The sequence below is a fragment of the Cupriavidus necator A5-1 genome (genome assembly GCF_000744095.1).
GTDB classification, from domain to species: Bacteria; Pseudomonadota; Gammaproteobacteria; order Burkholderiales; family Burkholderiaceae; genus Cupriavidus; species Cupriavidus necator_A.
Window position 1 is genome coordinate 127200 of the sequence record NZ_JQLI01000004.1, and the last position, 19370, is coordinate 146569.

General features: G+C 62.9%; 19 protein-coding genes and 3 pseudogenes. 9 read left to right on the forward strand and 13 right to left on the reverse strand.

The window, feature by feature from the left end; all coding sequences use genetic code 11:
- Position 1: 1 nt before the first annotated feature.
- From K307_RS22535 to K307_RS47955, 6 genes are all read right to left on the reverse strand, one after another.
- The gene (locus K307_RS22535; protein WP_042882951.1) at positions 2-1465 is read right to left on the reverse strand and encodes an aldehyde dehydrogenase family protein; all 1464 of its coding nucleotides are present in this window, start codon (positions 1463-1465) and stop codon (positions 2-4) included.
- Between the two features lie 52 nt (positions 1466-1517).
- Positions 1518-2543: a hydroxyquinol 1,2-dioxygenase gene (locus tag K307_RS22540; protein ID WP_419187172.1), complete on the reverse strand. Its 1026-nt coding sequence runs from the start codon at positions 2541-2543 to the stop codon at positions 1518-1520.
- Between the two features lie 62 nt (positions 2544-2605).
- Entirely contained in the window at positions 2606-3097 is a 492-nt protein-coding gene (locus K307_RS22545) for a hypothetical protein (RefSeq protein ID WP_042882955.1), read from the reverse strand.
- Positions 3098-3364: 267 nt separating this feature from the next.
- On the reverse strand, positions 3365-4294 hold the full coding sequence (locus K307_RS22550; protein ID WP_042882957.1) for a LysR family transcriptional regulator: 930 nt from the start codon (positions 4292-4294) through the stop codon (positions 3365-3367).
- Between the two features lie 109 nt (positions 4295-4403).
- Positions 4404-5330: a LysR family transcriptional regulator gene (locus K307_RS22555; RefSeq protein ID WP_051975106.1), complete on the reverse strand. Its 927-nt coding sequence runs from the start codon at positions 5328-5330 to the stop codon at positions 4404-4406.
- Positions 5331-5453: 123 nt separating this feature from the next.
- The gene (locus K307_RS47955) at positions 5454-6167 is read right to left on the reverse strand and encodes a hypothetical protein (RefSeq protein WP_155301257.1); all 714 of its coding nucleotides are present in this window, start codon (positions 6165-6167) and stop codon (positions 5454-5456) included.
- Between the two features lie 268 nt (positions 6168-6435).
- Here K307_RS47955 and K307_RS44515 point away from each other — a divergent pair, with 268 nt between their 5' ends.
- From K307_RS44515 to K307_RS47960, 3 genes are all read left to right on the forward strand, one after another.
- Entirely contained in the window at positions 6436-6615 is a 180-nt protein-coding gene (locus K307_RS44515; protein WP_051975108.1) for a hypothetical protein, read from the forward strand.
- Between the two features lie 106 nt (positions 6616-6721).
- The gene (locus K307_RS44520; protein ID WP_051975109.1) at positions 6722-7195 is read left to right on the forward strand and encodes a hypothetical protein; all 474 of its coding nucleotides are present in this window, start codon (positions 6722-6724) and stop codon (positions 7193-7195) included.
- Entirely contained in the window at positions 7192-7281 is a 90-nt protein-coding gene (locus tag K307_RS47960; protein WP_155301258.1) for a twin-arginine translocation signal domain-containing protein, read from the forward strand. Before K307_RS44520 ends, K307_RS47960 begins: the two co-directional genes overlap by 4 nt.
- 162 nt (positions 7282-7443) lie before the next feature.
- Here K307_RS47960 and K307_RS46400 read toward each other — a convergent pair.
- From K307_RS46400 to K307_RS22580, 4 genes and pseudogenes are all read right to left on the reverse strand, one after another.
- A pseudogene (locus K307_RS46400) lies at positions 7444-7653 on the reverse strand (IS6 family transposase); the annotation flags it as partial.
- Positions 7654-7774: 121 nt separating this feature from the next.
- Entirely contained in the window at positions 7775-8410 is a 636-nt protein-coding gene (locus tag K307_RS44525; RefSeq protein ID WP_329955922.1) for a porin, read from the reverse strand.
- A 446-nt stretch (positions 8411-8856) separates the two neighbouring features.
- Complete coding sequence (locus K307_RS22575) at positions 8857-9315, reverse strand: Lrp/AsnC family transcriptional regulator (protein WP_042882959.1); 459 nt, start codon at positions 9313-9315, stop codon at positions 8857-8859.
- A gap of 68 nt (positions 9316-9383) precedes the next feature.
- A complete protein-coding gene (locus K307_RS22580) occupies positions 9384-9959 on the reverse strand; it encodes a cysteine dioxygenase family protein (RefSeq protein WP_042883339.1) in 576 nt (191 codons plus the stop codon).
- A gap of 576 nt (positions 9960-10535) precedes the next feature.
- On the opposite strand from K307_RS22580, the pseudogene K307_RS46410 reads away from it, so the two are divergent.
- Positions 10536-10819: pseudogene (locus K307_RS46410) on the forward strand (hypothetical protein); the annotation flags it as partial.
- A 670-nt stretch (positions 10820-11489) separates the two neighbouring features.
- Here K307_RS46410 and K307_RS22590 read toward each other — a convergent pair.
- Entirely contained in the window at positions 11490-12290 is an 801-nt protein-coding gene (locus tag K307_RS22590) for an IclR family transcriptional regulator (RefSeq protein WP_042882963.1), read from the reverse strand.
- A 172-nt stretch (positions 12291-12462) separates the two neighbouring features.
- Here K307_RS22590 and K307_RS22595 point away from each other — a divergent pair, with 172 nt between their 5' ends.
- From K307_RS22595 to K307_RS22610, 4 genes are all read left to right on the forward strand, one after another.
- Positions 12463-14223: an FAD-dependent oxidoreductase gene (locus K307_RS22595; RefSeq protein ID WP_042882965.1), complete on the forward strand. Its 1761-nt coding sequence runs from the start codon at positions 12463-12465 to the stop codon at positions 14221-14223.
- An 88-nt stretch (positions 14224-14311) separates the two neighbouring features.
- On the forward strand, positions 14312-15070 hold the full coding sequence (locus tag K307_RS22600) for an SDR family NAD(P)-dependent oxidoreductase (RefSeq protein ID WP_155301269.1): 759 nt from the start codon (positions 14312-14314) through the stop codon (positions 15068-15070).
- 56 nt (positions 15071-15126) lie between these two features.
- Complete coding sequence (locus K307_RS22605; RefSeq protein ID WP_042882967.1) at positions 15127-16482, forward strand: MFS transporter; 1356 nt, start codon at positions 15127-15129, stop codon at positions 16480-16482.
- A 50-nt stretch (positions 16483-16532) separates the two neighbouring features.
- The gene (locus K307_RS22610; protein ID WP_063771717.1) at positions 16533-17504 is read left to right on the forward strand and encodes an MFS transporter; all 972 of its coding nucleotides are present in this window, start codon (positions 16533-16535) and stop codon (positions 17502-17504) included.
- 351 nt (positions 17505-17855) lie between these two features.
- On the opposite strand, the gene K307_RS22615 is transcribed toward K307_RS22610, so the two are convergent.
- A complete protein-coding gene (locus K307_RS22615; protein ID WP_022540476.1) occupies positions 17856-18059 on the reverse strand; it encodes a cold-shock protein in 204 nt (67 codons plus the stop codon).
- A gap of 443 nt (positions 18060-18502) precedes the next feature.
- Between K307_RS22615 and K307_RS22620 the strand changes: the two genes are divergently transcribed.
- Positions 18503-18934, forward strand: coding sequence for a GNAT family N-acetyltransferase (locus K307_RS22620; protein ID WP_230626005.1), 432 nt, complete (start codon positions 18503-18505; stop codon positions 18932-18934).
- Positions 18935-19101: 167 nt separating this feature from the next.
- On the opposite strand, the pseudogene K307_RS22625 reads toward K307_RS22620, so the two are convergent.
- Positions 19102-19362, reverse strand: a pseudogene (locus K307_RS22625) (M20/M25/M40 family metallo-hydrolase); the annotation flags it as partial.
- Positions 19363-19370: the final 8 nt, after the last annotated feature.

Here is a 19370-nt window from a genome sequence, read left to right on the forward strand (position 1 = left end):
CTCAGCGCTTGAAATGCGGCGGCACGACCGCATCCACGTTGACCCATACCGAGCGCGCCTCGGTGTAGTCGTGCATGGCCTCGAAGCCCATCTCCCGGCCGTAGCCGGACTGGCCTAAGCCGCCGAAGGGGCTGCCCGGGTTGACGCGCTTGTAGCAATTGATCCAGCACATGCCCGCGCGGATGGCGCCGGCGAGGCGGTGCGCGCGCGACAGGTCGCGCGTCCACAGGCCGCTGCCGAGGCCGTATTCCGTCGCGTTGGCGATGGCCAGCGCTTCGTCGTCATGACCGAAGCGCAGCACCGTGACGAAGGGGCCGAACACCTCCTCCTGCGCCACGCGGTCATGCGGCCGGGCTTCGACGATGGTCGGCTCGACGTAGTAGCCGGCCGACAAGCCTTGCGCCGCTGGCGCCTTGCCGCCCGCCAGCACACGGCCGCCCTGTTCGCGCGCAATGTCGACATACGACAGCACGCGGTCGCGGTGCTGCGCCGACGTCAGCGGACCCATCTCGGTTTCCGGATCGAGCGGGTTGCCCAGCCGGATCGAGCCGGCCAGTGCGCTAAAGCGCTCGAGGAAGGCATCGGCGATGCGCTCGTGCAGCACCAGGCGCGAGCCTGCGATGCAGGCCTGGCCCTGGTTGTGGAAGATCGCCCAGGCGGCGCCGTTGACGGCGGCATCCAGGTCGGCATCGTCGAACACGATGTTGGCGCCCTTGCCGCCCAGCTCCAGCTGCACGCGCTTAAGGTTGCCCTGCGAGGCGGCGACGATGCGGCGGCCGGTGGCGGTGGAACCGGTAAAGGCGATCTTGCCCACGCCGGGGTGCTCGGCCAGCCGCTGGCCGGCGGTATGGCCATATCCCGGCACCATGTTGACCACGCCCTCGGGAATGCCCACTTCGGCCATCAGCTCGGCAATGCGCAGGGAGGACAGCGGTGTCAGCTCCGACGGCTTGATCACCACGGTGTTGCCGGCGGCCAGTGCCGGCCCCATCTTCCAACTGGTGAACATCAGCGGGAAGTTCCACGGCACGATCTGTCCCACCACGCCGATCGGCGCGCGCTGCACGTAGTTAAGGAAGCCGGTCTCGACCGGGATCACCGAGCCCTGCAGCTTGTCGGCCATGCCGCCGAAGTAGCGGAAGCAGGCGGCCGTGCGCGGCACGTCCAGCATGCGCGAATCGCGGATGGGGTGTCCGGTGTCCAGCGATTCGAGCTGTGCCAGCTCCTCCGTGTGAGCTTCGATCTTGTCGGCCAGCTTCAGCAGCAGGCGCCCGCGCTCGGCCGCGGCAATGCGCGACCATTTGGGAAACGCGCGGGCAGCGGCCTCTACGGCCAGGTCCACGTCAGCCGTTTCCGCGGCGGCAATCGCGGTGATCACGCTGCCGTCGTGCGGATTCAGCACGTCGATGGTGCCACTGCCGATGGCATCGACAAAGCGGCCGTTGATGAATAACTTGTTCTGCATGATGCAATCGTCTTCGTAAAGTCGGTCGGAAGGAGGCGTGGGAATCGGACCGTCAGAATTCGACCGGGTAGGACTTCAGTTCCCCGCTTTCGTAGCGCTTGGGCAGGTTCGGCGTGGCGTTCTCCCAGACCAGTAGCATCGAGCGCTTGGTCGAGTAGCCCTGGTGGCGGATGTCGGCCGGCATGGCGCAGATGTCGCCCGCACGCGCAGTGATGCGGGCACGCGGGGCGCCGGTGTTCTTGTCGCCGATGTCCCAGATGATTTCGTCGGACAGTTGCAGGAACCACTCGACGCGGTCGTTGCCGTGGAACACCGGCAGGATGAACTCCTCGGTGGTGGGGCAGAACAGGCTCTGGCCGCAGACGGAGGTCACCGAGGGGTTCCAGGTCACATCGGAGCGCGACAGGTACTTGAAGAGGTTGAAGGCATGCAGCTGTCCTTCGAAGCCGGGCTCGGCGTGGATTTCGGGCTCGTCCTGGGGCACATCGAGGAAAGCGCGGTTGACCGGCAGGTCGTCGCGCAGCGGCGAGTCGTCGGGCAGGCCCGGCATGCGGCGCGTGGCGATGCGCGTGCGCTCGATGGCGGCGCTGTTCTCGCCATGCTTGCTGCCGAACGCGGTGCCGGTCTCCTCCGGCGCGGCAAACGGGTCGAAGCCCTCATTGGTCCAGTCGTGCAGGATGGCCTTGAAGGTGGCCATGATCAGGGGCGTTTCGAAGGTCTCGGTGTAGTCGACACCGGCCTCCTTCATCACGCCGTTGAAGGCGCCCGCGTACATGTCGACCTTGCCGTAATGGTTGCGCGTGCCGAACACATGGTCGAAGTTGACCCAGCCGTAGAAGAAGCCCCAGGCGACATCGCGCATCATCGCGCGCAGGAAGGCGTCGGCCGGGATGGCGTGTGTGCGGGTCTGCCCCAGGGCAGGCCATTGGATGGTGGTGAAATAGGCGTCGCGCGAGAAGCGGAACGCGCCGAGCGTGAAGGTGCGGTAGCCGGTGACCGGGTCGGGCGTGCTTGCCTGCACCTTGTCGGCGGCAAAACCTTTGCTGAGGGTTTTCGGCTTGTCGGCGAGATCGAGCATGGCCATGAGAGGACTCCTGAATGGATGGCGAGGGAAGGGATGCGGCAGGCAGAAAGCGGGGGTCACTGCAGACAGATCTCGGCCCACTTTTCCACCGAAAGCGTGCCTTGCTTCGTCTGCAGCAACAGCGTGCACGCCGCAGGGGCGAGGAAGCGATAGGCGCAGCCGGCAGGCAGCAGGCTCTGGTGGCCCTGGCGCAGGACCACGTAGCCCATCCTGCGGCCAGCCGGGTCCGTGCCGGCAAGCACGGCACCGTCAGCCTGTGCCACGCGCTGGTCCGGCGCAATGAACTCGACGCGCACTTCGCCATCCATGGCGATCACGAACTCGTCATGGGCGCAGGCAAACCACGGCGACTCGCCCTCGGCGCGCAGGACCTCGACGACGTATTCGAGGTTCTTGCCGACCACAACTCTCTCGTAAGGCCTTGCCTTCGCGGCAACTTCGAACACATTGGAAAACACGTAGTGACGCGCATCGCCCTGGGTCACTTCGATGCTGCCCTTGTGGTAGTTGTCGAGGGCGCCGAACACGGTCCTGTATGCGGTAGTCATGATGACTGTCTCCTTTTGTCATGGCAGAGTCGTTGGCAGAACAATAGGTGCCATCGCATCGCAACAACAATTGCCTAAACGGCGAATGCGCTCTTCGCGAATTCTGAAGAATGGGTCCTCAGCGAAGCTTTAGCCGATCCACTGCATTAAGCGCCGTTCCCGGGAATGCGGGAACGGCGCTTCTTGTTCCGAGGGAAGGGCAAAAGCACCGACCCCGTCGCCACGAAGGCGACGGGAAATATTCGGCTCGACGTCCGGAACAGGTTCTCAGGAAACCCAGCCGCGCGCGAGCAGAGGCATGTCCCACGCCGGCTCGCCGGCCAGGCGTTCGGCCAGGAAGTCCACCAGCATCCTCACCTTGACGGCATGACGCTGCGTGATGGGATAGACGGCCGCGAAGTGAAACGGCGCGAGCGTATAGTCGGTTAGCACGGGAACCAGGCGCCCGCTCTGGAGGTCCGTGCTGGCGACCAGGGTCGGCAGGCAAACGATGCAGCCGCCAGACGCCGCGTAGTCGCGCAGCAGGTGCACGGAGTTGGAGCGCACCTGTCCGGGCAGCTCCAGCGACACCGTCTCGTCGCTACGCGTGAACACCCAGCGGTTGCGCGACGGATAGCCGGCGTACAACGCTGTCGTATGCTGCAGCAGGTCGGCCGGCACAACCGGCATGCCGTGCCGCGCGATGTATTCCGGCGTGGCACAGAACAGCCGCCGCACGGGAAACAGCCGCTTCTCGATCAGCGAACCGGAAATCGGCGGAAAGATCTGGAAGGCAACGTCGAAGCCTTCTTCGATCGGGTCGACCACGCGGTCATTGACGATGATGTCGAGCTGGATGCCGCCATAGCGCTGCGTGAAAGCATTGAGCAGTTCGCCGAAATGCCCGATCGCATAGCCGGGCAGCATCTGGATGCGCAGGCGCCCGGTGGGGGTGCCATTGAGGTCGCGCATCTGGTCGGTCAGGCTTTTGAGCTGCGAAACCGCCTCGGCGCATTCCTTGTAATAGGCGTCGCCCAGCTCCGACAGGCGCACGTGGCGGGTGCTGCGATGGAACAGCGGCGCGCCGATGAATTTTTCGAGCTGCTGCACGCGGCTTGTCACGATGGAGCCGGCTAGCCCAAGCTGGCGCGCCGCTTCCGCGAAGCTGCTGGCTTCCGCCACGCGCACAAAGGCCTCGATGGCAAGAAAGTGGTTCATGTTGTCTCCGTCAGAGGCGGGTCTGCATGCCCACCTTTCTTCGCGATTTCAGAATAATAGGGCGGGCCCTGGCGCCCATTCATCTGAAATTTGGAGCGATCTGATCGGATCAGCCGATGATGGCCCCGGCGGCGTCGGCGCCTCTTGGAAAGCCCGAAGTGGCCTTAATCAGCTCGTCCGCCAGCCGGCGCGTGGCGGGGCCAGCCAGGTCGGGCTGACTGAGAATCAGGAACAGCGTCACGTGACGGATGCGCCCCTCGCGCAGCGGCAGCCGTTGCAGCCTGCCTTCGCGCAGCGGCCCGGCCACCATATGCGCGGGCAGCCATGCGAAGCCCAACCCGCCGGCAACGAGCAACTGCACAGTCTCCATATTGCTGACTGTCCAGCGCATCGTGGCGCCCAGCCAGCCGTCGTCGCGCGGGTTGGCACGGCCCGAGTCGCGCAGCACGACTTGCATCTCGCGGCTCAGGTCCTCGGCGGTCAGGTCGCGCCCCAGCCGGTGGAGTCGGTGGTCGGGATGTGCAACCGCGATAAACGGGATGTCCAGCAGCCGCACGCCGAAGTGGCCGGTCGGTATGCGGGTGCCTACTGCCACATCAACCTGCCGCGTCAGCAGCGCTTCATCGGCGCCGGACAGCACCACCTCCCTGAGCTGCACGCGCGTCTGGGGCGCAAGCGCGGCGAATTCCCGCAATGCTGAAATCAGCACCGTGGCGGGCAGCGCGGCATCCACCGCTAGCCGGACTTCGGCTTCCCAGCCTTGTTGCAGGCTGTGTGCAAGCTGCTCGATCCGATAGGCATCGCCCAGCAGCTCGCACGCCCGAGCCAGCAATGCTGCGCCGTTCTCGGTCAGCCGCGCCTTGCGGCCTTCGGTCGAAAACAGCTCGATGCCCAATTGCTCTTGTAGCCGCGCCACCATGTAACTGACCGATGACTGGCTGCGGTGTAGCGCTTCGGCTGCCTGGGCATACCCGCCATGCTCGACGATGGCTTGCACGACTCGCCATTGCTCCAGTGTGGTTCGGGGCATTTTCATGGCGCCAGGGTCCTGTTTTCAATGCGCGAGGGCATGATGGTGCGGGAATATGGCAGCTACGATGTGATCAAGACAATTGAGCGTTGGAGCCTTATCGTCTCCGCGTGCTCTCCGTGGATGGCCTTAGCTATAAGCCACAATCCTCTTTCCGACGCTTGGGTACTGCTGGCCGGTCCGCGCCTTAATGCCATTGAATACTACGCGCACCGGCAACTGCACTGCGGCTGCCACATCGGCACAGGTGATGGCCTCGCCGATGTTCTGCGACACGTATTCGTCGACGCGCCGGAATTCCTCTTCCGACAGCCGGTAGCCGCGCTCGGGGCGCGACGATTCCAAGTGCCGGGCCACCTCCAGGTAGGCCAGCGTCGCCAGCGAGCGGATCTCGTTGCGGTCCAGACGGATGCCATCCACCAGGCGCCGTCTGGCGTACTGCACGAGATGGCGCCCGCCCCCTCCGGGCTGAGGTTCTCGCGGTTGCCGGCGCGGCTGGCGCAGGCCGCCGTCGTCGATGCTGTCGTGGAAGCCGTCGGATAGCTGAAGGCGATGAAGCCGTGGCGCACGTCGGTGGCCTCGATGCGCAGGCGCGTACCGGGCGGATGATAGGCGAGGGGTCTCGCCATGGAAGACGACCGGCCGGGACCGCCCATCATCGGAGCAACTGGTCGCCGTGGTGCTGCCGAGCAGCAGGCAGATCACGTCGGTGCTGCAGGTGTGATCGAGCGAGTAGGGCAGGTCTGAAGCGATGTGGCGGCCCAGGCCCGAGGGGTCGGTGGTGGCAACGAACTGGTCGAATCCTCCTCCCCCCAGTGTCCGTGGCCGCGCAGTTGTGTTCATTCGGCGTCTCCTGTCTCGCGGCTGTCTTGTGCAGCCCTGTGGTATGAGCGAAATTGCAGCCCAATGACAGACTGAAGTCAATACAGCAAATGCCCCGCCGTTATTCGAAAAGCCCGAATGCGGTATTCGCAATAGGTCGTGTCCCGCAGGAATCTGTAATCCGGCGAAATCTGCAAGACGCCACCCCGCCGCCGACCAAAGCTCCAGCCCGGATCGATAACAAGACAGGACGGAGATAAAAGATGCCAGCATTGGCAAACAGAGGGAGGTGCGCGCCCGGACCGATACCTTCGTCGGGCTTTCGTCGCTGCTGCGCTACTGGAAGATCGACGGCCTGCCGAACATGGGCTTCAACGCCAGCCTGACCGTGCCGCTGGTGCGCGTCCAGGGCAGCCAGTTCTTCGCCAGCGGCGTCGGTGATCCGCTGCTCGGGCTGCTGGCCTGGTAGAACCCGACGCCGACCACCACGCTTGGTATGCAGGCCTATGTGCAGGTGCCCGTCGGGCAAAGCAGCGTGACCACCAACACCTGGTCGTTCTGGCCCTCGGTCTTCTATGACGACTGGTTCGGCCACGTCAACGTCGACCTGCTGGTGGGCGGCATCCTGCGCGGGGCGCACCCAGCGCAGCGGCGCCAACGACATCGACGGCGGCGATACCTTCGACGTAAACCTGCGCCTCGGCTACAGGATCTCGCCGCCGGACAGTCCCTTCGCCATTTCCTTCCTTTCGATGGACTACCAGCGCGCCGGCGGCGCCACCGACTACACCGCCGGCCTGGCGATCCCCAACTCCGCCAACCGCGAGATGACCATCGGCGCGGGCGTGCTGTTCCAGCTCAAGCCCGGCACCTTGCCCTTCGTCAAGCAGAAGACCTACGACCGGTTCTCGATCCAGTATTCGCACGGCATTTCGGGCCGCAATACCGGCGTGACCAACGGCGTCTCTTCCTGCAGGCCTGGCACTACTGGTGAACGCGCGCAGCGGACACAAGCCAATCTCTACAGGAAAATCCGGAGACCTTCATGAGCACCGACAAGCATAATCCCGGACCCGTGGCATCGCGCCGCGGCTTCATCAAACTGGCCGGCGCGGGCACCGCGGCGTGGCCGTAGCGGTTGATCACCGCCATATCGAGATGCCCCGATTCGAGCTGCTCGTAGAGTTCGCCGCTGAAGCCCTCGACGACACGCAGACGTACGCCCGGTGCCCTGGCGCGCAAGGGCGCTGTCAACTTGCTGAGAGCGAGACGGAGTAGTGGCAAGCCGGACCACTGCTCAGAAAGCAGTTGACGGATTTTGGGTGACTTCGGCGATTTCGCGCCAGGCAGTGAATCTCGCAGCGAGGTGTTTCCGATAGAGAGAGGCACGTAGCAGATGCCGCTTCCACGCGAAGTGCTGCCGGATCGGGCCGAAGCACGAGAGAAAAGCCTGTGTGCGTTTTCGGTCGCGAAATCCGCGCATGCGCCGCTCGCGCTCGCGGGTAGGGAATGAGGGCTTTCAATTGCGTCGCCTCGGGCAAGGCATCGCGATTGACACGGACTGGGCCGAGTTCTGCTGCCGTCCAGGCACGGCGGCGATGCGCAGATCGCCCGCCGTGCCTCGGTACCTAGAAAATGTGCTTGATTCCGGCTGCGGCACCAGTCTGTCCAACACCTTGCGCAGTTCTGGTCGCACTTGCCACGCCTAGCGTTGAGCGCCCCTTGTTGTCCATGTAGGAGGCGTTGAGGTAGACCTCCGTGCGTTTCGACAGGTTGTACGCAAGCTGCAGCGTGTAACTCATGGCATCGTCATCCGAGGCGCGCACATCCGTACGGTATATTCCTGCGCGTAGCGTCAGCGCGGGCTTAATCGCGTAGGCACCGCCCAACCAATAGAGATTGGAGCGGCTTGCGGGATTGCCAAGTCCGTTTTGCAGGAAGCGATAGCCGGCCATTGCGGTGAAGGGGCCGCTGGTATAGATAAGTCCGGCAGCATAGCGGCGTTCGATGTTTCCGGCTAAGTGACCGGCCGAACCGTTGCCGCTCGTGGCAAAGTTGTACTGTTTGGGATTCGCTTTCACCGCGCTGGCCAGTTCCCGCGCAGACGTCGCGGGCACTTGCGGATTCACGCTGAAGATATGAGCCCCTTGCGCCAGCATGCTCACAGCCGTGAAATCCTTGACCGCGTCGAACTTGATCGTCTTCCGATAGAGCACCGGATTGGATGAAATCGCGGTGCAAGTCGGGTTCGGCGCTGCAGCCACGTTGCGCAATCATTTCCGGACCCGACTTGGAACCAGCCCCGGATACTACAGGCGGCGGTTCAGTGCATCTGAGGTACATTGATTCCGGCCGGATGGCGGATCAAGTCCGGCAGTTGCGATTGGGGTCGTTCGTGGCGACGGAGTGCTCGAAAAAAATCATCAAATCCGGACAAGCCGGGTCATGTGGGTACCGGAGCGTGGCACGCAATCAGACTACCGCTTCTACCATCAACAAGAGGTTCGTAGGGTTGGGTATCGCCGCCGAAGGGAAATACGTTCGCCCTCATACAGCGACAAATTAGCTGGCAATTCTGACGAACAGGATGCTTTGCTCTTCTTGCCATAAATTGCTGCCGTGGAAGCGGGGATTCCACCACACCGAGACACTTTGGCGTGGATGAATAACAGCTGGCTGCAGGCGCCGGTCCTGGATGACGGGCACCTGCCTACGCATAGTCCAACGGTAGCGCGGTGGTGTACTTGATCTGTTCCATTGCAAAGCTGGAGCTAACGTCGGCCAGCTCCGTCCCTTGGATCAGCTTCTTGTAGACGCGATCGTAGGCGGCGATATCCGGCACTACCACGCGCAGCAGGTAGTCGGTGTCGCCTGCCATGCGGTAAAACTCGGTCACCTCCGGGATCGACGCCACTAGCCCATGGAACTGCTTGAGCCATTTCAGGTTGTGCTGGCTGGTGCGCACTGAGACAAAGACCGTGACGCCGGCATTCAGCTTGTCCGCGTCCAGCAACGCAACGCGCTTGCGGATCACGCCGGCCTCTTCCAGTTTCTGGATGCGGCGCCAGCAAGGCGTCGAGGTCAGGCCAACGCGGTCCCCGATTTCCGCCACAGGGACGGTGGCGTCTTCCTGCAGGATGGCAAGGATTTGTTTGTCGTAGCGGTCCATATGCGTTGGCTGGTTGTGTCAGGATCGAGCGGTTACCCGCACGCGGTGGAGCTACGCCCCGGTTCACGCTAGGCACCTGCTGTCTGTACCACGAGGTTTACGCCGGTGGCAATGTGGTCGCGATGCACGCCATAGAGGTGCAAGGACAGCGCGATGTCGTCGCTGGCATTATCTAGCGCGTGGATATGCTGCAGGCCTTGAGGCACGCTGAAGGTGCTGCCGGTTACGCGCGCGACTGTGTTGGTTAATTGCGCTCGCTGGCTGGCGGGGTCCCATTGGTAGTGCCGCTCGCGCAGCGTCCCACGCAGCACCCGGTAGGCGCACCAAGTCCGGTGGCCGTGAACTGGACTCGACTGGCCCGGTCGCCAGACCAGTACCATAGCCGAGAGGCGCTCCAGCGGATCGACATGGACGAGGTGGCGGGCATAGGTGTCTGGCTTGCCGAGCAGCGCGCCCGGGGGCAACGTGGCAAGCAGCGTGTCGGTGTCGGGCAGATGCGCCGCGATGTGGCTGGCCACCAGACGCGCGCTGTGGGCGAAGGTGGCCTCGATGTTGAGCGCCAGCAGGTCGAGCGGCGCGGCGGGCAGGGAGAGATGAGGTGCAACTGCGGAACGTGCGGGAGTCAGTGGCGATCCGGTCGGCATGGCGGGTTCCTTGGCCTTGTTCTTGACAGAGATATCCATGATATGGACGGGCTGGAGCACAGGCATGCGAACTGTGGTTTCATATCGCCAGGAATTGTAATTTCATTCCTATCCAATGGGAATTTGAAGAATATTATGCTCCAATCCTCGGACAATGGGAAATGCCGTCGATTGGGTTGCTGATGACGTGGCGGATTTTTTTCGACTTCCGGCCGACCCTCGACCTGACCGAACTGCACAGGCGGCTACGGCATTACCCTCCACCGCCAACACGCTCTAAAGCCTGGTGAGCAAGTGCAGCATGGGCATGGGCACGCCCGCCGAGGTGCTGCAGGGGTTCTGGCTGGAACTGCGTGGGCGCACGCGTGTCACCATCGAGCGGCTGGAGGCGCAGGCCAGCCAGCGACCTGAAAGCTGTATGAGCCGCGCTGTGCCGGACCGAGCGGGCCGAAGCGGTGCTCGCGGGCCAACTACTGCCAGCAACTACACCACTTCCCGAGCCTCGACACTATTCCTGCCAGCGTGACGGAACTGGTGCGCCTCAGCGCCACCTGGATCCCGGTACGAGGTTTGGCTGAGCAGGTCCACGCTCGCACGCAAACGGCTCTGTTTCGCCGCTTCGCACGACGCCTGTCCAAGGAGGAGCAGCACCGGCTCGACCGGCTGCTGACCCGAGAGTTCGCGTGCCGCCAGACCGCTTATCACAAGCGCCACGCGCTGCGGCCCTCGCGCAAGCACGTGAGTCTGCTGATCGAACATCTGACCTGGCTGGACGCCATTGGCGATTTTCTGGGACTCTGGCTGGTGTTCCTGCCTCGAAGCCGCGGTCCTTGGCGACCCAGGCCATGAGCCTGGACGCGCCCAAGCCGGAGTGATGGTACCGTCGTGAGAGAAGTCCCAAACCAGAGGCTGCCCATCCTGTGGTGGCGCTAGAATATAGCGCCTCAGTCATCCTCCGTTCACCTTCCACGTGCCCGCGCTCGCATTCCAAGCGCAGGCTGTGGGCCTCACTGTAGGTTCCAGTCGGATTTCGCTGCGTTGTCTGGCTCCAGGTCTGACGGCTTGAGCGCCCGGTCCCGCCAAAGGCTGCTGGCTTGCCATCGGACTCAGCGGCGTCCAGTTCGATGCCGGTTTCCTGGGGCGACCTTTCGAAGCTGAAGAGCGGTGCTCACTGGACCATCAGAGACGCGCGTGAATACCTCAGCTTTCAGCGCGCAGACCCTTGGGCGGATTATTGGACAACGCGTCAAACGTTGTCCGCCGCGATAAAGAGACTTTGTTAATACGACTACCTGGCTTGCTGGTTCAGCAGGGCGAAGCCGAGGGACTGAAACTGGTAGATATCGCTGAATAGGGGCTTGCTCCACCGAGCGCGCCGGCAGACGCGAACGACTTCATAGCTGATTTTGGGGTCATGGCAATGGGAGGTGCCAGCGATCGAAAAATGACCAGGCAGCGGGCGGCTTGCGCTTGGCAGCAGTTGGGTCGGTGCCCAAGAGCCTGCTGGGCCAAGCCTGAGCCGCTGGGAAGTCAGAGGGAGTGTCGGTAGCCCAGGCGCTTCGAAACGGCCTCTGCACATCCATGCAGGGCTCGGGCAACCGGGCCGTCCCAATCTGAGTCGACGGTACCAGTTGGCCCCATGATCGTGATGGCCAAGGCGATATTGCCGGAATAATCGAACACTGGCGCTGAGAAAGCGACGATACCAGGCGTGGGATGGTTGACGCTTCGAGACATCCCGCGCCTGCGCGTTTCCTCGATCATGCCCTCCACTACCTTTGCGTCGAGCGGATGCGCGATGTCGGGGCCGAGGCGTATGCGATCGTCCAACAGCAGCTTCTCGGTGAACTTGGGCGACAGGAACGCCGAGAAGACCCGGCCCGTCGCCGTATTGGCGAGCGACATGACTGTCCCGGTGCGGATGTTCGTGTGGATTGGATATGTCGCATCGATCAGGCGCACGATGACCGGCCCCAGATTTCCCCATACGGCGAGCGCGACGGCGTGCGAGGTCTCTTCAGACAGCGATTCCGCAAACGGCGTGGCCTCGCGGATCGGGTTTAGCGTCTGCAGGCTTGTCAGTCCCAACTGGATAGCCATGGGCCCAAGCAGGTAGTGGCCCGTGACCGGGTCTTGGGCGACCAGGCCAATCTTTCCAAAGCTGACCAGGTAAGGGTGGATTTTCCCTGACGGCATATTGGCCGCCTTCACCAGGTCGCGAAGCGCCATCGGTCTGGCCTCGGATGCCAGCACCTTGAGAATTTCCCCCCCGACTTCAATCGACTGTATGCCACGGCGCTCGCGCTCAGGCACCGGCTCGGTGTGATCCACGTACGTTCCTGCGAAGAGATGGTTGATGCCGCTAGTGTACCACTAGACATTATCTAATGTAATTGCATAGGGTTAACGTGTAGTTCATTTCAAGCGCGCTAGTTATAATCTAGCGACATTGGCGGGGTTGTGCGGCTTTGCTCGGCCCCGGAGTTCTTGAAGGGAGAAGTCGATGTCTACAACGTACGAGGAAAAATGTGACGTCCTGATCATTGGATCGGGCGTCGCCGGCATGTCGGCGGCCATTACTGCTGCCAGCCGTGGCTTGAAGGTGATCGTGGCCGAGAAGGCCAGCTACTACGGCGGGACGACCGCGCGCTCCGGCGGATGGCTATGGATTCCGAACACCCATCTGGCCAGGGCGTATGGCCATCGTGAGTTGCCCGACCAGGCGCTCACCTATATTCGGAACCAGGCCGGCGCGGGATTCGACGAAGCGCGCGTGCGCGCCTTCCTCGCGAACGGGCCGAAAGCCATCGAGTTCTTTATGTCGAACACCGCGGTCCAGTTCGACATGCCGCTGACCTTCCCCGACTACCACGCAGAGGCCCCCGGCGCCGCGCAAGGCGGGCGCTCGATGGTGACGCGGCCCTACGACGCACGCGAGCTGGGCCCGCTGCTCAAGACGCTGGGACCGGTACTGCCGGAACTGACCGTGTTCGGCGTCACGATCGGCTCGGGCAAGGAGATCGTCCACTTCATGCGCGTCACGCGGTCGCTGGCATCCGCCTGGTATGTCACCAAACGCCTGGCGAAACATTTCCTCGAGGTGCGCAAGTATGGGCGCGGGATGACGCTGACCAACGGTAACGCGCTGGCCGCGCGTCTGGCAAAGTCCGCAGCCGATCTGTCGATTCCGGTCTGGCTGTCTTCCCCAGCCATCCAGCTACTGCAGGATGGTGATCGGATCACGGGGGCGGTGGTAGAGCGCGACGGCAAAAAGGTCGCTGTGAAGGCGCGCGATGGCGTTGTCCTGGCCAGCGGCGGATTCCCGCACAACCTCGAGCGCCGCAAGCAGACCTACCCGCATGTAAAGGCCGGGCATGGTCACTACTCGCCCACGCCGCAAACCAACGTGGGCGATGGTGTCCGCATGGCCGAGGCAGTAGGCGGTGTCTTCGACCAGAGCCTGTCGAATGCCGCCGCCTGGACGCCCATGTCGCTGGTGCCGCGCAAGGACGGCTCGACGGGCATCATGCCCCACTTCATCGACCGGGCCAAACCGGGCGTGATCGCCGTCAGCCTGGACGGGCGGCGGTTTGCCAACGAAGCCAATTCATACCACGACCTCGTGCAGGCGATGATCGCCGCGTCGAAGGGGAAATCGGAGACCGCCTGCTGGCTAATCTCCGACCATGCAGCACTGCGGCGATATGGCCTCGGCTTCGTCAAGCCCTTCCCAATGCCACTCGGCAACCACCTGCGCAACGGCTACCTGAAGCGGGGCAAGACCGTCGCCGACCTGGCCCGGCAGCTCGGCATCGATCCGCTGACGCTGGAGAACACCATTCGGCAGTACAACGAGACCGCGCAGCACGGAAATGATCCCGAGTTCGGGCGAGGCAGCAAGGCCTACAACCGTTACCAGGGCGATGCCCTGCACAGCCCCAACCCGTGCGTTGCGCCGCTGCGCACGGGGCCGTTCTATGCGCTCAAGCTCGTGCCGGGTGATCTGGGCTCCTTTATGGGGATCAGCACTAACGAGCACGCCCAGGTCATCAACGCTCACGGGATGCTGATCCCCGGCCTGTATGCCGCCGGAAATGACGCCGCCAGCATTATGGGCGGCGAATACAGCGGGGCGGGAATTACGCTCGGCCCGGGCCTGACCTTCGGCTACGTGGCAGGCAACCACATCGCCGACCAGACAACGGTTTCGCATCCGCAGCGCATTGCGACGCCGGCGCGACAGGCACTGGCAACGATGGACTGACGGCCGGAACCGGATTAGTCGTCAGGCGGCCGCGCTGCGCGCGCTGTCGCCGTGACAGCCTCTTTCTCTTTTCTCGCAACACACCATGATGATTCCCAATCTGCTGACCGGGAAGGTCGCGTTTATTACGGGCGCAGGGCAGGGCAATGGCCGCGCCATTGCCATTGGCCTGGCCGAAGCCGGCGCGCTTGTTGTCGTCACCGACATGAACGAGGCCAACGCCAGACAGACGGCCGACATGATCACCGCCCGCGGCCACGCGGCACGGTCCTGCTCGCTGGATGTGACCGACGCCGGCCAATGCCACGCCGTTGCCGAGGAGGTAGAAGCCAGCGTCGGCCCCGTCGATGTGCTGGTGAATAACGCCGGCATCCTCATCCGCGAGGGCATCGACAGTCCCAATGCCCAACATAACTTGCAGCAGGTCATGAAGGTCAACCATGAAGGCACTTTCAATGTCTGCCACGCTTGGCTGCCCGCGCTGCGTCGGACCCGGGGCGCCATTGTCAATGTCGCCTCCATCGCGTCCTTCTCGGGCCAGGCCAACACGCTCGGCTATTCCGCATCCAAGGGTGCCGTGAAAATGCTGACCCAGTCGCTTGCCGCCGATCTGGCGCGCGACGGCATCCGCGTCAATGCCATCGCGCCGGGCGTCATCGAAACACCGATGACCGTATCGACGCGCTCCGACCCGGCGAAGCTGGAGCGATTCATGGCCCGCATTCCGATGAACCGGGTTGGCAAACCGGAAGAGCTGGTCGGGGCGGTGCTGTTCCTCGCGTCGTCGATGTCGACATACGTGACTGGCGTGACCTTGCCCGTAGACGGCGGTTACCTGGCTGCCTGACATGCATAAAGGATGCAAGCGCAAACAGCGCTTGCCCACTATCAAGGAGACAACCGATGAAGCAGGTATCCCGTACCGTCGATGTGCAGTCATTTATCGACGCCGAACGCTTTTCCCCCTGTCAATGGCTGGTCCTTATTTTCTGTTTTCTGGTCGTAGCGGCCGATGGGTATGACACCGCCGCGATCGGCTTCATCGCACCATTCCTCGCCCACGACTGGGGCATCGCCCGCGGCGAATTGGGTGTGGTCATGAGTGCGGCACTCGTCGGCCTCAGCCTGGGCGCCATCTTCGCGGGCCCTGTCGCAGATCGCATCGGCCGCAAGACAGTGCTGGTGGTGGCAGTGACGTGCTTTGGCGCGTGGACGCTGGTAGCAGCGCATGCGCAGACCATCACCGCACTGACGGTGCTACGTTTTCTGACGGGTCTCGGACTTGGTGCAGCGATGCCGACGACCATTACCCTGATGTCGGAGTACGCGCCAGCGCGGCTTCGCGCCTTTACCGTGAACGCCATGTACTGCGGATTCTCGGGCGGGCTAGTGGCGGGCGGCGCGGCGTCAGCGTGGTTGATTCCCCATTTCGGCTGGCGCAGCGTCCTGACGGCCGGCGGCATCGCGCCCCTGGCGCTTGCCGTGCTGCTTTTTGTCTTGCTTCCTGAGTCGCCCCAGTTCCTTGCGGTGCGCTCCGGCACCCGCAAGCAGATAGCACGAATCCTGAAGCGCATTGCGCCGCAACAGCGGCTGGATGACTGCACGTTCGTCGCACCAATGGCGCTACCCGGGTCGAAGCGAAAAGCCTCTGCGCTGGCACTCGTCCTGTCGGAAGGATATCGGCGCCGCACGCTATTGCTTTGGTTGTCGTGCTTCATGGGGTTGGTGATTTACTACCTGATGACGAACTGGATGCCGACGCTCTTCCGCGAAGCAGGATTCAGTATCGAGCACGGTGCCTTGCTGGCCTCGCTGTTCCCCCTTGGTGGTCTGCTCGGCAACCTGGTTGCCGGCTGGCTGATGGATCGCTTCGACGCCAATCGCACTATCGTCTTTGCGTACTTGCTGGCAGGCGTTCTCGTCGTCGCAGTCGGGCGCTGCGTCGACCATCCGGGATTCCTTGGGGTATCGCTATTCCTGTGCGGAACCCTTGTCACCAGCGCGGCGACGTCAATGTCCACCTATGCCGCGAGCCTTTATCCGACCGAGGCGCGTAATACCGGCGTCGCATGGATGCAAGGAATCGGGCGGATCGGCGGTGTCACCGGCTCATTCATTGGCGCCGTGCTGCTGGGTTTTGGCTGGAGCTTCGGCGATGTATTTGGCTTGCTGGCGGTGCCGGCGCTGGCCGCGGCCTGCGCAGTCTTCATGATCGCGAAACCGCAGCATGGCTATCGGGTCAGCAGGGCTGCTGAGTGACGTATTGACATGCGCAGTCAACGTAGCCGGGCATGAGGGAGGACGCGCCAATGACCGCGTCGCCGGGCAGACTTCGTGAAAAAAAGGCTATCGCGTGCGGCGCCCTCGGCATAGCCGCGGCTCTGAGCATGGCGTCGATGCGTGCCTGCGATGCCCTCCTTCCCGCGCTATCGTCGGACTTTGCCATACCTGTCGGCGTAGCAGCACAGTCCATATCTGCCTTTGTGCTGGCCTATGGTTTCCTGCAACTCTTATATGGGCCGCTGGGCGACCGCTATGGAAGGCTCCGTGTCATATCGGCAGCACTGGCGCCTTGCTCGATGGCTAACGTCATGGCGGCGATGGCTCCGTCCATGACGTTCCTTGCGCTGGCGCGCGGCCTATCGGGCGCCGCCGCGGCAGGCATCATTCCGTTGAGCATGGCAAGAATTGGCGATACGGTTCCGATCGAGAAGCGCCAGCAAATCAGGGCAGTCCTCAGTGAACGATGGGCGCGGCTGATCCTGCTGGTTACGGTGGTAGAAGGCTTGTTCACCCTCGCGGGGTTTGCCTTTGTGCCGGCCTATCTGCACAGGCGCTTCGGCATTGGTATCGGTGCGTCAGGGGCTGTGATGGTGATGTACGGAGGGGGCGGCCTGGCTTACGTGACCCTGTCCAGCGTATTGATCAGGCGCTTTTCTCTTGGCGGTCTCGCAGGACTCGGTGGCGCTTTACTTGGGTCGGCATTCGCAATCGTCGCTGGCGGGTCGCGCTGGGAGTGGAGCGTGCTTGGATGCTTCGTTGGCGGACTTGGCTTTTACATGCTTCACAACACCCTGCAGACCGAGGCAACGCAGATGGTGCCACAGGCAAGGGGAACCGCGGTGGGACTATTTGCGGCGAGTCTGTTCTTCGGTCAGGCCCTTGGGATGGCGTTGGCAGCGGTGCTGATCGACTCCTTCGGAGAGACGTCATTGTTCTGTTCAGCTGCCGTGGCACTTCCACTTCTTGCCTTTGCCTTTGGCAAACTGGGCCCCGGCTGATTCGAGTTCGCGCGCCCGTGACGGACGCCCTGCTGCCCTGAACCGCGGGAACCACAGTGTCGGGACGAGGCAGGTACGAGGGACGCAGGCGAACGGGCCCCGTTTGCGGACCAGCACGCAGCGCGGGATCCGCTTCCATATGGAGGGCGCGTGCGCGTGTGTACTAGCGAGCACTGCCATGAGTACCGGTATGTCTTTTCAGGCAACGTCACCCAGGTGCGGGTTGAAGTGGCGACCCCTGCGCTGGCGCGTGAGTCTGACGCTTTCAAACATCGGAAGAGGAGAGCCGGAAACGACATAGCCCTTCGCAGAGACGAAGGGCCTTTATATGTACTACTGGGCCGCGATGGCCTATAGCTTGCGAATCTTCGATGCTTGTGGGCCTTTCTGGCCTTGCGTGGCTTCGAACTCTACTTTCGCGCCTTCCTCGAGCGACTTGAACCCGGTACCTTGGATTTCCGAGTGATGCGCGAACAGGTCTTTGCCACCGTCATCCGGCGTAATGAAGCCGTAGCCCTTCTCATTGTTAAACCACTTCACGATACCTGTTGCCATCTCATCCTCGAAGCCAAAAGCATGCAAACTTGCATGCAAGGAAAGTTGTCAATACGCTGAGCGCCGGTGCAAGCTTCGCTGCCGGTAGCTTCTCGTGTCGCTAGCATATCGCGCCGTCTCCCTGGCGCCAAGCAGCCCCTCGCTAGGGTTTACGATGGGCAGCGAGTCGCGAGGCGGGATGTTGGTGGGGTCTGATAGCCGCCACTCATTCAACCATGTTTGTGTTGGACCCAGGGCTTCGCATGGCTGCCTTAGGTGAAATTAAAAATTTTCACATCAGAATTAAGTCACGCGATGTCGCCTGGCGCTGGGCATGGTGCACGGAAGGCAGGCGTCATGTTTGAATGGGTGCCACTCATACAGTTAGCCGATGGTATGCCTCGAACTCTTGCGACACACTGCTTGTTGCGTCGGGAGGCAAGAAAAAGAAAATGATAAAGGATATGAAAATCCGCGCGGCCGGGGCGTCAGACGTCCAAGCCATCTCGCAGGTGCTCCGTTCCTGCGGTTTGCCTGGCAGCGATGTAGACCCCTCGGCTCGTCTCTACAGTCTGGGCGTCCTAGGTGAGAAGGTGATCGGGTGCGCCTGCGGCGAAAGGTATGGCGAGATGGTCATCATCCAGGCCGTTGCGGTTCTAAGTGAATACCGAGGCCACCAGGTAGCCACCCATCTTCTCGGGGCCATCTTGATGCGTGCCCGTGCCAGTGGCTGCACCAGGGCTACAGTGCTCTCGTCCGACCATCCCACGTTCTTCACCCGCTTCGGTTTTACTCTTACCGCCTTGGACGACATGCCACAGGAAATGCAGTTGTCGAAGGAGTTCCTTCGACGCTTTGGTGCGAGGACGCATTACATGTGCCGTCGACTCGATTGAAGTCTCGGTCATTAGGACTATCTCAACCGCGGTATGGTGCAATTGGGAGAGCCTACCCTGAGCGTGTAATCCGCCATCGCCTGCCGTCGCCGGGCGAGAAGGCAGCCCGTTCGCGGGGCGGCTAGGCGGGGGCCGGGCAGTCCGGTCCCCGCCGGCGCTCAGTCCTTTCAGTCCTTGAGGAAGCGCTGCGCCAGCAGCGCCCAGTAGGCTGCGCCGATGGCGCTGTTGTCGTCGTTGAAGTCATACCCGGGGTTGTGCACCATGCAGGCGCCCGTGCTATCGCCGTCGCCATTGCCGATCAGCAGGTAGCTGCCGGGGCAGCGCTCCAGCATGAAGGCGAAATCCTCGCTGCCGGGCAGCGCCGGGCCTTGCAGCACGACTTCTTCCGGTCCCATCAGCTCGAGCGCCGTCTGGCACGCGAACTCGGTTTAGGCGC